This is a genomic window from Tenacibaculum halocynthiae (assembly GCF_964512825.1).
In the GTDB taxonomy this organism is placed as follows: domain Bacteria; phylum Bacteroidota; class Bacteroidia; order Flavobacteriales; family Flavobacteriaceae; genus Polaribacter; species Polaribacter halocynthiae.
In genome coordinates, this window is the sequence record NZ_CAZELG010000017.1 from 243981 (window position 1) to 258373 (window position 14393).

Annotated in this window: 12 protein-coding genes; 6 read left to right on the forward strand and 6 right to left on the reverse strand. The window is 29.8% G+C overall.

Features of this window, described 5'->3' with window-relative positions; translation table 11 throughout:
- The first annotated feature begins 205 nt into the window (after positions 1-205).
- From secDF to obgE, 3 genes are all read left to right on the forward strand, one after another.
- A complete protein-coding gene (gene secDF / locus ACKTTQ_RS07025) occupies positions 206-3205 on the forward strand; it encodes a protein translocase subunit SecDF (protein ID WP_408048761.1) in 3000 nt (999 codons plus the stop codon).
- A gap of 87 nt (positions 3206-3292) precedes the next feature.
- Entirely contained in the window at positions 3293-4411 is a 1119-nt protein-coding gene (locus ACKTTQ_RS07030; protein ID WP_093868583.1) for an adenylate kinase, read from the forward strand.
- 45 nt (positions 4412-4456) lie between these two features.
- A complete protein-coding gene (obgE, locus tag ACKTTQ_RS07035) occupies positions 4457-5446 on the forward strand; it encodes a GTPase ObgE (protein ID WP_093868582.1) in 990 nt (329 codons plus the stop codon).
- Between the two features lie 68 nt (positions 5447-5514).
- Here obgE and ACKTTQ_RS07040 read toward each other — a convergent pair whose 3' ends face one another.
- Genes ACKTTQ_RS07040 through surE form a run of 6 tightly spaced genes read right to left on the reverse strand, consistent with a single transcriptional unit; the run spans position 5515 to position 9887 of the window.
- A complete protein-coding gene (locus tag ACKTTQ_RS07040) occupies positions 5515-6639 on the reverse strand; it encodes a T9SS type A sorting domain-containing protein (RefSeq protein WP_408048762.1) in 1125 nt (374 codons plus the stop codon).
- Between the two features lie 38 nt (positions 6640-6677).
- The gene (locus tag ACKTTQ_RS07045) at positions 6678-7169 is read right to left on the reverse strand and encodes a C40 family peptidase (RefSeq protein WP_113786513.1); all 492 of its coding nucleotides are present in this window, start codon (positions 7167-7169) and stop codon (positions 6678-6680) included.
- A 14-nt stretch (positions 7170-7183) separates the two neighbouring features.
- Positions 7184-7693: a C40 family peptidase gene (locus tag ACKTTQ_RS07050; RefSeq protein WP_176974313.1), complete on the reverse strand. Its 510-nt coding sequence runs from the start codon at positions 7691-7693 to the stop codon at positions 7184-7186.
- A gap of 4 nt (positions 7694-7697) precedes the next feature.
- Positions 7698-8813 carry a lipid-A-disaccharide synthase gene (gene lpxB, locus ACKTTQ_RS07055; RefSeq protein WP_408048763.1) on the reverse strand — a complete coding sequence of 372 codons (1116 nt, stop codon included), beginning with the start codon at positions 8811-8813 and terminating at the stop codon, positions 7698-7700.
- A 28-nt stretch (positions 8814-8841) separates the two neighbouring features.
- Positions 8842-9129 (reverse strand): hypothetical protein, encoded by a 288-nt coding sequence (locus tag ACKTTQ_RS07060; protein ID WP_093868577.1) that lies wholly within the window; start codon positions 9127-9129, stop codon positions 8842-8844.
- Complete coding sequence (surE, locus tag ACKTTQ_RS07065; RefSeq protein ID WP_093868576.1) at positions 9117-9887, reverse strand: 5'/3'-nucleotidase SurE; 771 nt, start codon at positions 9885-9887, stop codon at positions 9117-9119. Before surE ends, ACKTTQ_RS07060 begins: the two co-directional genes overlap by 13 nt.
- Before the next feature lie 114 nt (positions 9888-10001).
- Here surE and ACKTTQ_RS07070 point away from each other — a divergent pair, with 114 nt between their 5' ends.
- From ACKTTQ_RS07070 to fabD, 3 genes are all read left to right on the forward strand, one after another.
- Positions 10002-10523: a hypothetical protein gene (locus ACKTTQ_RS07070; RefSeq protein ID WP_408048764.1), complete on the forward strand. Its 522-nt coding sequence runs from the start codon at positions 10002-10004 to the stop codon at positions 10521-10523.
- A gap of 69 nt (positions 10524-10592) precedes the next feature.
- Positions 10593-12716, forward strand: a complete 2124-nt coding sequence (locus tag ACKTTQ_RS07075) for a carboxy terminal-processing peptidase (protein ID WP_093868574.1) — start codon at positions 10593-10595, stop codon at positions 12714-12716.
- An 88-nt stretch (positions 12717-12804) separates the two neighbouring features.
- On the forward strand, positions 12805-13689 hold the full coding sequence (gene fabD / locus ACKTTQ_RS07080) for an ACP S-malonyltransferase (protein ID WP_408048765.1): 885 nt from the start codon (positions 12805-12807) through the stop codon (positions 13687-13689).
- The last annotated feature ends 704 nt before the right edge of the window (positions 13690-14393 follow it).

Consider the following 14393-nt stretch of genomic DNA (forward strand, 5'->3'; position numbering starts at 1 on the left):
TATCGAATTAAATTATTTAAAGTTGTTTGATGTGCTTGAAAAGCTTGTAAATATACATAATATAAATACCAAAAAAGAAGTATTCTATTATCAAGTATTTGTTAATTAGTAGCTAGAAACATAAATATGACAAAAGAATTGTCAAATCTTTTTTGAAATACTATATTTGCACGTTTTAAAAAAAGTCGATTTAAATTATAAGAATATGCAAAACAAAGGTCTTATTAAATTATTTGCTATTCTTTTTGGATTAGTAAGTTTATACCAATTATCATTTACATTTTTTGCCAACAAGGTAGAAAGCAGTGCAAAAGAATACGCTGAGAAAAATGTTAACGGTGGTAGTGGTAGAGAGTTAGCTAAGCTAGAAAAGAAATACATTGATAGTGTAGCAAATAAAGAAGTAGTTAATTTAGGAGTTGCTAAATACACCTATAATGATATCAGGGATAAAGAAATGAACCTTGGTTTAGATTTAAAAGGTGGTATTAATGCAATTTTACAAGTATCTGTTAAAGATATTTTAATAGGGTTGTCAAATGACTCTAAAAACTCTGTATTCAATGAAGCTTTAGCAAAAGCTGATGAAGCACAGAAAGATAGCCAAGATGATTATATAGATTTATTTTATAGTCAATTTGAGGCTTTAAGTAACGGAAGTGTTAAATTAAGTGATCCATCAATTTTTGGAACTAAAGCACTACGTGATAAAATAGACTTTAATAAAACCAATGAACAAGTAAAATCGACTTTACAACAGGAAATTAACACGTCTATAAATACAGCTTTCGAAGTATTACGTAGCCGTATTGATAAATTTGGTGTAGTTCAACCAAGTATTCAACGAATTGGAACTTCTGGAAGAATTCAAGTAGAATTGCCAGGAGCTAAAGATATTGAGCGTGTACAAAAATTATTACAAAGTACAGCTGAATTACAGTTTTGGGAAGTATATACTAATGCTGATGTAATTCCATATTTTGTGCAAGCTAACGCTAAATCTATCGAGTTATTAAAAGACAAGACAGCTAGCGCTACTGAGCAAGTAAAAGATACTGCAAAGAAAGGTGATGATATTGATGATTTATTAGGAGAATCAAAAGACTCAACAAGTGTTGAAGCTCAAAAAATGTTATTTAACTTTTTAAGTCCAAATCAATCGCAAGTTAGTTCTACAGTAGGGTATGCTAAAGTACAAGATACTGCTAAAGTAAATGAATTACTTAACAATAAAGAGATTGTAGCTTTATTGCCAAGTAATTTAAGAAATGCAAAATTTTTATGGGATTATAAGTCAATTACACCTGCAAAATCAGCAGATGCTCCAGAAGATGAAGAAGTTGCTGCTATTATTGCATTGTATGCTATAAAATCTAATAGAAATGATAAAGCTCCTATTGAAGGAGATGTAATTGCTGATGCAAAACAAGATTATGATCAATTAAGTAAGCCTGTAGTGTCAATGACCATGAATGGAATTGGTACTAAGAAATGGGCTAAAATGACTAGTGATAATGTTGGTAAATTTGTTGCTGTTGTTTTAGATGATTATGTATATACTGCACCTTCAGTAAATGCAGTAATATCAGGAGGAAGTACTCAAATTTCAGGAGGTCAAATGACAGTTTCTGAAGCACAAGATATAGCAACAGTTTTAAAAGCTGGTAAGTTACCTGCACCTGCACGTATTATTCAATCAGAAGTTGTAGGTCCATCATTAGGTAAAGAATCTATTAACGCAAGTATATGGTCATTTGCCTTAGCTATTTTATTAGTTTTAGGATGGATGGTTTTATATTATGGTAAAGCTGGATTATATGCAAACATTGCATTATTAGTAAATATCTTATTTATTTTTGGTGTATTAGCATCATTTAATTCTGTATTAACATTGCCTGGAATAGCAGGTATTATTTTAACAATAGGTATGTCGGTTGATGCCAACGTAATTATTTTTGAAAGAATTAAAGAAGGGTTAACAGGAGGTAAGAGCTTAGCTACCGCAGTAGATGAAGGGTTTAGTATTAAAGGAGCTTTATCTGCAATTATTGATGCAAACATTACAACGTTATTAACTGGTGTAATTTTATATGCTTTTGGTACAGGTCCAATTAAAGGATTTGCATTAACATTAATGATTGGTATAGCAACATCATTATTTACAGCTATTTTCATTACACGATTATTAGTTGATGGAGCTGTAACTAAAGGAACTAATTTAACATTCAATACTAATATTTCTAAAAATTGGTTTAAGAATATCAATATTGAATTTTTGAAGAAACGTAAGTTAGCTTATGTTATTTCTGGAGCTATCATTGCTTTTGGTTTAGTTTCTATTTTAACTATAGGATTAAAACAAGGAGTTGATTTTAAAGGAGGACGTTCTTATATTGTTCGTTTTGATAAGCCAGTAAAAGCAAATGAAGTAGCTGCTACTTTAAAGAATGCTTTTGGTACTGCTCCTGAAGCAAAAACGTATGGTTCTGAAAATCAATTAAAAATAACTACAGTTTATAAAATTGATGAAGAAGGAAGACAAGTTGATGAGCAAGTTCAAAGTGAATTATATAAAGGGTTAAAGCCTTATTTAGGTGATACTACTTACGAGAACTTTAAGCCTGGTTTTGAAAAAGCTGGTAGTGGTATAATGAGTTATATGAAAGTTGAACCAACAATTGCAGATGATATTAAGCAAGCTGCATTATGGGCTGTAATAGGTTCGTTAATTGTAGTGTTCTTATATATCTTATTGCGTTTTAGAAAGGTTGCCTTTTCTATTGGAGCAGTAGTAGCCGTATTCCATGATGTTTTAGTTGTATTAGGTGTGTTCTCAATTTTATATAAAGTTATGCCTTTTGATATGGAAATTGGACAATCATTTATAGCGGCAATACTTACAGTAGTAGGATATTCACTGAATGATACCGTGGTGATTTTTGATAGAATTAGAGAATATGCTAATAACAGTACTTCTTTTACTGCTGGTTTAGTTGATAAAGCATTAAGTAGTACGTTAGGAAGAACTATAAATACATCATTAACAACATTGTTAGTAATGTTAGCGATATTCTTCTTTGGAGGTGATAGTATTAAAGGATTTATGTTTGCATTAATTATAGGTGTAATTGTAGGTACTTATTCATCTTTATTCGTTGCAACTCCAATTATGTTTGATGTTGCCAAAAAAAGAGAGAAGAAATAAAAAAATAAGAAACAAAAATAAAACCGTTTTGAATAATGTTCAAAACGGTTTTTTCATTTACTATCAAGCAACTATCTTTGCAATCTGATGAAAATAACAAAACTCCACGATTTATATTTTAAAGAATTCGTTTCTAAAAACGATATAGCTACTATTGTAAAGCAATTAGCGTTACAAGTAAAAAAAGATTTACCTAAAGATGAAGTACCTCTTTTTATTGGTATTTTAAATGGTTGTTTTGTTTTTGCTGCTGATTTTGTAAGAGAATTTAATGGAGATTGCGAAATTTCTTTTGTTAAGTTAGCTTCTTATGAAGGAACAAATTCTTCAGAAAAAGTAAAGAAATTAATTGGAGTAAATGAAGATTTATCTGACCGTACCGTTGTGATATTGGAAGATGTAATTGATACAGGAACGACATTACAAGAGATTTACGAAATATTCAAAACCAAAAACTTAAAAGAATTAAAAATAGCAACGCTTTTCTTTAAGCCAGATGTATATAAAAAAGAGTTACCAATTGACTATATAGGAAAAAGTATTGATGATGCTTTTATAGTTGGTTATGGACTTGATTATAATGGTTACGGAAGAAATTTACCTGCTGTTTATCAGTTAACAACAAAACCTAAAATGAAAAACATCGTATTATTTGGCCCTCCAGGTGCAGGAAAAGGAACACAAGCTACAGTTTTAAAAGATAAATATAACTTAGTACATATTTCAACAGGAGATGTTTTCCGTTATAATATCAAAAATGGAACTGAGTTAGGGATTTTAGCAAAAACATATATGGATGCTGGAAATTTAGTTCCAGATGAAGTAACTATTAGTATGCTTAAAGCTGAAGTTGAAAAAAACTCAGATGTAAATGGGTTCATTTTTGATGGATTTCCAAGAACACAATCTCAAGCTGAAGTATTAGATGAGTTTTTAGCAGAGAAAGGAGAACGAATTAATGGAATGGTTGCTTTAGAGGTTTCTGAAGATTTATTAGTTGAGCGTATCTTAGAGAGAGGTAAAACTAGTGGAAGATCTGATGATACTGATGAAAGTAAAATCAGAAATCGTTTTAATGAATACAATACAAAAACAGCTGTATTAAAAGACTTTTATGAAGATAAAGGTACATATTATGGGGTAAATGGTGTGGGTTCTATTGAAGAAATCACAGAGCGTTTATCTGATGTTTTTGATACATTATAAAAATATATTTAACTATTAATTTAGCTAAATAAATAAACAAAAAAAATGACCGAAGGAAATTTTGTCGATTATATAAAAGTTTATGCATCTTCAGGTAAAGGTGGTAAAGGTTCTGTTCATTTACACCGTGAAAAGTACATAACAAAAGGTGGTCCTGATGGAGGAGATGGAGGAAGAGGTGGTCACGTAATTGTGCGTGGAGATAAAACTATGTGGACACTTTTTCACTTAAAGTTTAAGCGTCATTTTAAAGCTGAACATGGTGGTCATGGAAGTAGTAGTAGAAGTACTGGTGCTGATGGAGCAGATATAGTAATACCTGTTCCTTTAGGTACAGTTTTTAGAGATGCTGATACTGATGAAATACTTTTTGAAGTCACTGAACATGACGAAGATATTATTTTATTAGAAGGAGGTAAAGGAGGAAGAGGAAATTGGCACTTTAAATCGTCAACAAATCAAGCACCTCGTTATGCTCAACCTGGAATTGATGGTGTCGAAGGTTGGTTTCGAATGGAACTTAAAATTTTAGCAGATGTAGGATTAGTCGGATTTCCTAATGCAGGAAAATCTACCTTACTTTCAGTAATAACTGCAGCTAAACCTAAAATTGCTGATTATGCTTTTACAACTTTAAAACCTAATTTAGGAATTGTAGAATATAGAAATCATCAAAGTTTTGTGATGGCTGATATTCCTGGTATTATTGAGGGAGCGTCAGAAGGTAAAGGGTTAGGGCATTATTTCTTAAGACATATTGAACGTAATTCTACTTTATTATTCTTAATAGCTGCTGATAGTGATGATATTAAGAAAGAATATGAAATTTTATTAAATGAACTTCGTAAGCATAACCCTGAGTTATTAGATAAGCAACGATTATTGGCTATTTCGAAATGTGATATGCTAGATGATGAATTAAAAGAAGAAATTAAACAGGAATTACCAGATGGGGTTGATACATTGTTTATTTCATCTGTAGCTCAAACGGGTTTAATGGAGTTGAAAGATACTCTTTGGAAGATGTTAAACTAAACAATATAATTTTTATAAAAAAAAGCTGTGATTTTAAAATCACAGCTTTTTTGTTTTTAAGTTTAATCTTAGTTTTTCAAAAACTTTTTAGTTAACACACCAGTTATTGTTGTTAATCGTAAAATGTAAACTCCTGTAGGGAGGTAGTTTAAGTTAATGCTATTATTGTTTTTTCCTTTAAATACGATTCTACCAGAAATGTCTGAAATATTGATGGTAGTAATTTCTTCTTTGTTAATACCAATGTTTAATGTTTCTTTAACGGGTATAGGGTAGGTCTCTATTGCTGTTAAATAGTTTTTATTAATGCTTGCAGTAGCACAATTTTCACTAAAACTTGAAGCACTATCAAAAGCAAAATTACTCCCTGTCCAATTACTTGTACTATAGGCAACATCATCTACTTGGATACAATTTAGGCTGCTATTTCTAACAACTTCAATTTCTTTAAAAGTAGTATTTGTGCCATTAGCTAAATTTAATGAGGTTAAACTATTAATAGAGCAGTAAAGTTTAGTTAGCTTAGGGCAGTTACTCACATCTAAGCTAGTTATTTTATTACCACCACAGTTTAATGAACTAAGTTCAATGTTTTTGCTTACATCTAGGGAAGAGATATTTCCATTGTTGTAACAGAAAAATAAACGTAGATCAACGTTTTTAGTAACATCTAATTCTGTAAGTTGATTTGTATGGCAGTAAATTTTTGAAAGCATTGTGTTTTTACTTGTGTCTAAGGTATTTATCTTGTTAGTGCTACAGTCAAAATAAACTAAAGATAAGTTGTTCGTTATGTCAATGCTTGTAAGTTCATTGTCATAAGAATATAAAGTGTTTAATTCTATGTTTTTAGTAACATCAATGCTTGTAAGTTTATTATTGTAAGAGTAAAGATACTTTAACTTTACATTTTTACTAAGATCTAAGCTTGTTAATTGATTACTATAACATGATAAGCTTGTAAGATTAATAAACGCTTCGATACCATTTAAATTTGCAATATTTTTATTAGATACATCCATGCTTCCATTAAACGCATTAGCTTCGCTAGTTTGAATTTCTGAATCATTATTGGTGTTTATTGCTGTGTTAGCTACTAAAGCAGCTTTGAAATTTGTGTCTGGTATTGTAACATTTTGTGCACTTACAACCATGCTGCTAAAAAATAATAATAAAAGTAATTGTTTTGTCATAATGATAGGGGAATAAATAATTGTTTTTAAGAATGAAATTAATTTAATACTCGTTTAGCTTTAACAAAAGCTGTTTTCCAATAGGGGTCATTTAATGAATTTGTAATAACTCCTTTTGAAGTAGTAGAATGTATGAAGTAAATATTGTGATTGTCAATATTTGTAACTAAACCGACATGATTTATTTTTCCTTTTAGCCTATTAATATTAAAAAATAATAAATCACCAAGTTTTATTTTATCGGTAGATATTTTTTTGCCTTTATTACTCATTGAACTAGAAGAGCGTGGTAATAATACATTAATCTGCTTGAAAGATGTTTGTACTAGACCAGAACAGTCCATTCCTTTTGATGTAGTTCCTCCAGGTTTATAAGGTACGCCGTTATAAGAATTAGCAATAGAAATAACTTTATCAGTTAAAGAAATTAGAGGAGGTGTCTTATTACCTGATTGCTTTTTTTCAGTTTTAAAAAAGCAATACATAATAAAAGTGATAATACTAATTAGTAAAACAACTCTTTGTTTCATTTTGAAAATTATAGTTACAAAACTCTTTTTGCTTTAATAAAAGCTCTTTTCCAATATTTTTCACGTAAAGAGCTTACTAACACCCCTCGTGAACTCGTAGAATGAATAAAACGAATTACTCCGTTTTTTACAGAGGTAATTAATCCAACGTGATTAACTTTACCTCTTTTTCGAGTAGTTTTGAAAAAAAGCAAGTCACCTCGCTTAACCTTATTTAAAGGTATTGAATAGCCTTCTAAATACATTAACTTAGATGTTCTAGGCAAAGAAACATTCCGTTTTTTGAAAGAAGTATAAATTAAACCAGAGCAATCCATTCCTTTTTTACTAGTACCTCCATATTTATATGGTGCTCCTTTATAGGAAACGGCAGTCCAAACAATTTTATCAGCAGTTGTAATTTTTTTCTTAGAAGGTTTTGAAACTTGATGTTTAATAGGTTTATTAGAACTAACTTTTTTTGATGAACCACACGAGTACATAAAAAATAAAATACAAAAAACTGGAAATAATTTTCTAATCACTTATTTAATCGTTTTTTAATCCATCAACAATCAACTTAGCTGTTTTTTCAGAAGCACCTTTACCTCCTAAAACTTTCTCTAAATCAAAATAATCTAAGAATAGTTGCTCTCTATGAGTAGAATCTAATATACGAAATAATTCTTGTTTAAGTTTTTCTTTTGTAAAGTCATTTTGAATTAATTCAGTAACAACTTCTTTATTCATAATTAAATTAACCAAAGAAATATAATCTAATGTTATAATTCTTTTAGCTATTTGGTATTCAATATTACTACCTTTATAGCAAACTACTTGAGGAACTTTAAATAAAGCCGCTTCTAAAGTAGCAGTTCCAGAAGTAACCAAAGCTGCGTACGAAATACTTAATAGGTCGTAAGTTTTATTTGAAATAAAAGAAACATTTTTATTTTTAATAAACTCCTGATAGAATTCATAAGATTGACTAGGGGCACCAGCTACAACAAATTGATAATTTGAAAAGTCGTCTGTTAATGATAGCATAACAGATAACATTTTAGAGATTTCTTGTTTTCTGCTTCCTGGTAAAAGGGCAATAATCTTTTTTGAGCCTAAATGGTGTTTTTTTCTAAATTCATGTTCGTCTACTTGTTTTCTACCTTCTATACCATCAATTAGTGGATGTCCTACAAAATTTACAGTATAATTAAACTTACTGTAAAAATCCTTTTCAAAAGGAAGTATAACAAACATGTTATCAATGTCACGTTTTATACTTTCTACTCTTCCTGGTCTACTAGCCCATACTTGAGGTGAAATATAGTAATTGGTTTTAAAATTGTTTTTTTTTGCCCACTTAGCAATTCTTAAATTAAAACCAGAGTTGTCTATAAAAATAATCACATCTGGATTATATTTTGCAATATCTTTTTTACAAGATTTAATAAAGTTTAATGCTTTTTTAAGGTTTAAAAGAACTTCTACAAAACCCATTATAGCTCGTTCTTTATAATGTGTTACTAATGTGCCACCAACATTTTGCATTAAGTCACCACCCCAAAATCGAATATCTGCTTCAGGGTCTTCTTTAAATAAAGCTTTCATTAAATTTGCTCCATGTAAATCTCCTGATGCTTCTCCTGCAAGTATATAGTATTTCATAAAATCTTCTAATGCGTCTTGTTGAGATTTATATAAATTTCAAGATAAAGGTAAATATAGCAATTGTAATTGTTGCAATTAAAACACCTCTAGCTCGATAATCTTGTTTCTTTTTTAAAAAAACAAAAAAAACAAACAAATTTGGTATAGCTGCTAAAGCAATAACAGCTCCTAAAACTCCTCCCTCTTTAATTTTATTAAGCGTTTCGGAAATATTTGATTGAGAAATATATTGTAAATAAATAAAAAAACCAGAAACAGTTGCTAGTAATGAAACTAAAAAACCAATGATAACTTCTTTTTTTATATGTCCCATGAGTTTAGTTTTTGTATTGCATGATGAGCAGTCATATCAAATTGAACAGGAACAACAGAAATGTATCCGTTTTCCAAAGCCCATATATCTGTATCTTGCCCTTTGTCTTTATTAATAAATTCACCAGTTAACCAGTAATATTCTTTTCCGTAAGGACTTTTTCGTTTATCAAAGGTTTCTTTCCAGTACCCATTTGCTTGTCTACAAATGCGAATCCCTTTAATGTCGTTTTCTTTAAGTTTAGGGATATTTACATTTAAAACAACTCCATCAGTAAGCCCATTTAAAAGAACATTTAGTGTAATCTTTTCTATGAATTTTTTAGCAGCTCTAAAATCTGCATGCCAATCAAAATCTAATAAAGAAAAACCAATAGCAGGAATCCCTTCAATACCGGCCTCAACAGCAGCACTCATAGTTCCAGAATAAATAACATTGATGGAAGAGTTTGAGCCATGGTTTATGCCAGAAACACATAGGTCTGGAGTTCTGTTTAAAATTTGATTTTTGGCCATTTTAACACAGTCAGCTGGAGTACCAGAGCAACTATATTCAATTTGAGGGCCATCATCAATAGTTATAGGGTTACAATGTAAAACATTATTTACTGTAATTGCATGCCCCATACCACTTTGAGGACTGTCCGGAGCTACCACTACAACATCGCCTATTTTATTCATGATTTCAATAAGCATTCTTATACCAGGAGCGGTAATTCCATCGTCATTTGTAACTAAAATTAAGGGTCTTTCTTGCATAGTAGATTTAGTTTAACAACAAATGTAAGATAAAAAAAGGATTCTTTTTTAACATTTTGTAAAGATAGAAGAGGTGAAATATTGTGTAAAATTGTAACACTCAAATACAAAGGTATGATACGTGTTGTTGTTTATATTACAATTTTTGTTATTTCAACTTTTTTCTCAATAATTACAGCTCAAACTACAGTGAAAAAAGCATGTAGTTCTAATGAGTATTCGCAATTTGATTTTTGGGTAGGTAATTGGAATGTTTATAATGATAAAGGTGCGTTAATAGGTGTTAATAATATTGTTAAAATGACTAATGCTTGTACGATTCAAGAAAATTGGACGTCTAAGACATCAAAAAGTAAGGGAACGAGCTACAATTATTTTAATAAAATAGATAATTCATGGAATCAGGTTTGGATTGATAACTCAGGATTTTCATTAATACTTAAAGGGAAATTTGAAAAGGGAAAAATGATCTTAAACAGTGAAATAATAAAAAGTAAAAAAGGAAGTTATCGTAATCAAATTATTTGGGAAAAGAAGAAAGACAATTCTGTTGTTCAAATATGGAATTACATAAATGAAAACGGAAAGGTAATAAAGGAAGTGTTTAAAGGGCTATACAAAAAAAGAGAAGAATAGTAAAAGTGGCATTATTTTAGTAGTTTAGCAGTTAGTGAAGACTACGTACATTTTAAAAACAGAAGATTTATGAAGACGAAATTCATTATTCATTTTTTTGCAATAATTATTTTATTTGCTAATTCAGTGCATGCATCATCAAATTTTAAAGATGAAGACCCTGAAAAAGACAGAGTAATAGTATATGTTTTAAAAAATATATTAAGTAGGTATCATTACGTGCAAAAAAAATTAGATGATAATTTTTCTGAGCATGTTTACAATTCTTTTATTGAAGGGTTAGATCCAAGTAAAAGATATTTTACTCAAGAAGATTTAAAAGAGTTTTCTCAGTATAAGTATTTAATTGATGATCAATTAAGAGATACTAATATTGATTTTTACAAGTTAGTTTATGGAAGGTTTTTAGAGAAGTTAGATGCTGCAAAAATTAATTATAGAACATTATTAAAGCAGTCATTTAATTATAATAAAAAGGAAACTATTAATGTTGATTATGAAAAAATACCATTCGCTAAAAATGAAAATGAGTTGTTAGACTATTGGAGAAGACAGTTAAAGTTATCAATAATAGGTAGAATTGAAGAGGGAGAAAGAATACAGAAAGATAAAATTGATAAAGGAGAAAAGGTTGAAAAGAAAACTTTTACGGAATTAGAAGTTGAAGCTAGAGCTGAAGTGTTGAAAAATATGAATGAGTTATATATCAGAATTGATGAACTAGAAAGTTCAGATTGGTATTCAACATTTTTAAATAGCATCGTTAGCGGATTTGACCCTCACACTACTTATATGTCTCCAAGAATTAAATCTCGTTTTGATCAGGATATGTCTGGTAAACTAGAAGGGATTGGAGCACGTTTACAAAAGAAAGGAATGTATACCCATGTTGTAGAGTTGATTTCTGGAGGGCCAGCTTGGAAACAAAATGAATTAGAAGCAGGAGATATTATATTAAAGGTAGCTCAAGCTGATGCAGAACCAGTTAATATTGTAGGAGTAAGATTAGATGATGCGATCAAATTTATAAAAGGGAAAAAAGGGACTGAAGTAAGGTTAACAGTTAAGAAAAAATTTGATGGGTCTACTCAAGTAATTTCTATAATAAGAGACGTAGTTGAGCTAGAAGAAACATTTGTGAAATCAAGTATAGTAGAAAAAGATGGTAAAAAGTATGGAATAATAAATTTACCTAAATTTTATATTGACTTTAGTGACTCCAACAGTAGAGATGCAGCTAAAGATATGGAAAAAGAAATTGAACGGTTAAAAGCAGAAAATGTAAAAGGATTAATTGTTGATTTAAGAGATAATGGAGGTGGCTCATTGAAAACGGCAATTGAAATTGGAGGTTTGTTTATTGATAAAGGGCCAATAGTTCAAGTAAAGTATAGAGGAGAAGATCCATTAGTGAAAAATGATACGGATAGTAAAATACAATGGAATGGACCTTTAGTAGTTATGGTGAATGAGTTTTCAGCATCAGCCTCTGAAATTTTTGCAGCAGCAATGCAAGATTATAAAAGAGGAGTGATAATTGGAGGAAAGCAAACCTATGGTAAGGGAACAGTTCAAAATGTTTTACCTATAAATCGTTTTTATGAGCAATATCCTAGTGATTTGGGAGCTCTAAAAATGACAATTCAAAAATTTTACAGAATTAATGGAGGATCAACTCAAATTGAAGGAGTTTATTCTGATATTTCTTTACCAAGTAGGTACAGTTATATGAAATTTGGTGAAAGAGATCTAGATGGGGCTTTAGCTTGGGACAAAGTAAAACAAGCAAATTATAAGATTAGAAACTCATATAGTAATTTTGCAGATGTTGTATATAAGAGTAATCAAAGGGTTCTTAATGATGAAAAATTTCAAAAGATTAATGAATACGCAAAATGGTTAAAGAAAAATCAAGATGAAAATATTTACTCATTAAACTATAATGAATTTAAAAATGAGACTGATAAAAAATCTATGCAAGGAAAGAAATTTAAAGAAGTTTTTAAATTCAAATCTAACATAACATTTAATGCACCTAAATATGAATATGAATTATTTAAAAAGGATACTATTTTAAAAGGTAAGCGTATAGCTTGGCATAAAAACCTTAAAAAAGATATTTATATGAATGAAGCTTTAAATGTTTTAAGTGAATTGAAAATGAAAAAAGAATATTCAATAGTAAAACATTAAAAGGTCATTTTATTTTTGGCTTAGCAAAGTTTAAAAATGTGGTAATATTAAATATTGTATGTTTGTAGCCCAAAAAATAAAATAATAAATGAAAGCATATATTTTTCCTGGTCAAGGAGCACAGTTTACAGGAATGGGACTAGACTTATATGAAAAGTCACCTATAGCTCAAGATCTATTTGAAAAAGCTAATAATATATTAGGTTTTAGTATTACTGATATAATGTTTGAGGGAGATGCTGAAGAGTTAAAACAAACAAAAGTAACACAACCAGCTATTTTTTTACATTCAGTAATTTTAGCAAAGGTTTTAGGAGATGATTTTAATCCTGAAATGGTAGCTGGGCATTCTCTTGGAGAGTTGTCGGCATTAGTTGTAAATAAAGTATTGTCTTTCGAAGACGGATTAAAATTAGTTTCAAAAAGAGCTTTAGCTATGCAAAAAGCTTGTGAAGTGCAAAAATCAACAATGGCTGCTGTTCTTGGATTAGAAGATAATGTAGTTGAAGAAGTATGTGAAGGTGTAGATGGGATCGTAGTTGCAGCTAATTACAACTGTCCTGGGCAACTTGTAATTTCTGGAGAAGTAGATGCTATAAATAAAGCTTGTGATCTACTAAAAGAAAAAGGAGCTAGAAGAGCTTTAGTTTTACCAGTTGGAGGAGGTTTTCATTCTCCAATGATGGAGCCAGCAAGAGAAGAATTGGCAAAGGCAATTGAAGAAACAGAATTTAATGAGCCTATTTGTCCTGTTTATCAAAATGTAGTAGCTAAAGCTGTAACAAATCCTGATGAAATAAAAGAAAATTTAATATTACAATTAACAGCTCCTGTAAAATGGACTCAGTGTATTAAAGCAATGATTGCAGATGGAGGAAGTGAGTTTGTAGAAGTTGGGCCAGGTAAAGTTTTACAAGGTTTAATGCGAAAAATTGATAGAACTGTAACAGCAAGTAGGGCTGAATTAGTATAAAATTACTTTTAAAAATTATAATTAAGAAGCAGGTTTTTATGAAAATCTGCTTTTTTTTGTTTTAAAAAAAGGAACAAAAGAGCTCAAACACCTGCTTCAATCCCTAACACAGGTATATAATATTAGTATAAGTACTATATAAATTGCTTGATTTTTGAATAAAGTTTACAAGAATGGAGAACAATTATATATGTATAGAGTTATATAATGTATAGGTATTACTAGCAGAAAAGGGCTTTTATAACAGTACTGAAAAAAACTTTTTGATTTAAAAGCTTAGTAGGTAGATAATTAAGAGTTGCTTTAAAAATAACTTTAAAAAAGTCATTGTCATGTTAGAAAAGGGATCTATATTTGCACTCGCAAACGGATAAGCGTAGAGTTTAAAAGTAAGCAAAGTTCATTAAAATAGGGTTATAGAGGTATTAAGAGATGGTTAAAAAATAAGTTAAAAAAAGCTTGTTTAAAACAAATGAAAGTGAGTATCTTTGCAGTCCGAATTTTAGGGAATAGTTCATTGATTTATGGGATTTACAAATTAAAAAAAAACTTCAAAAAAGTTTTTGTCAGGTTAAAAATAGTTTGTAGGTTTGCATCCGCTTAGAGAGAGCGACACGATCACAGAGATTTTGGAAAGACCATTAAAAAGTCAGTTAGTTCGATTCTAACGTTTCTACAAGAAGTTAATTAAGATTTTGGTTGAG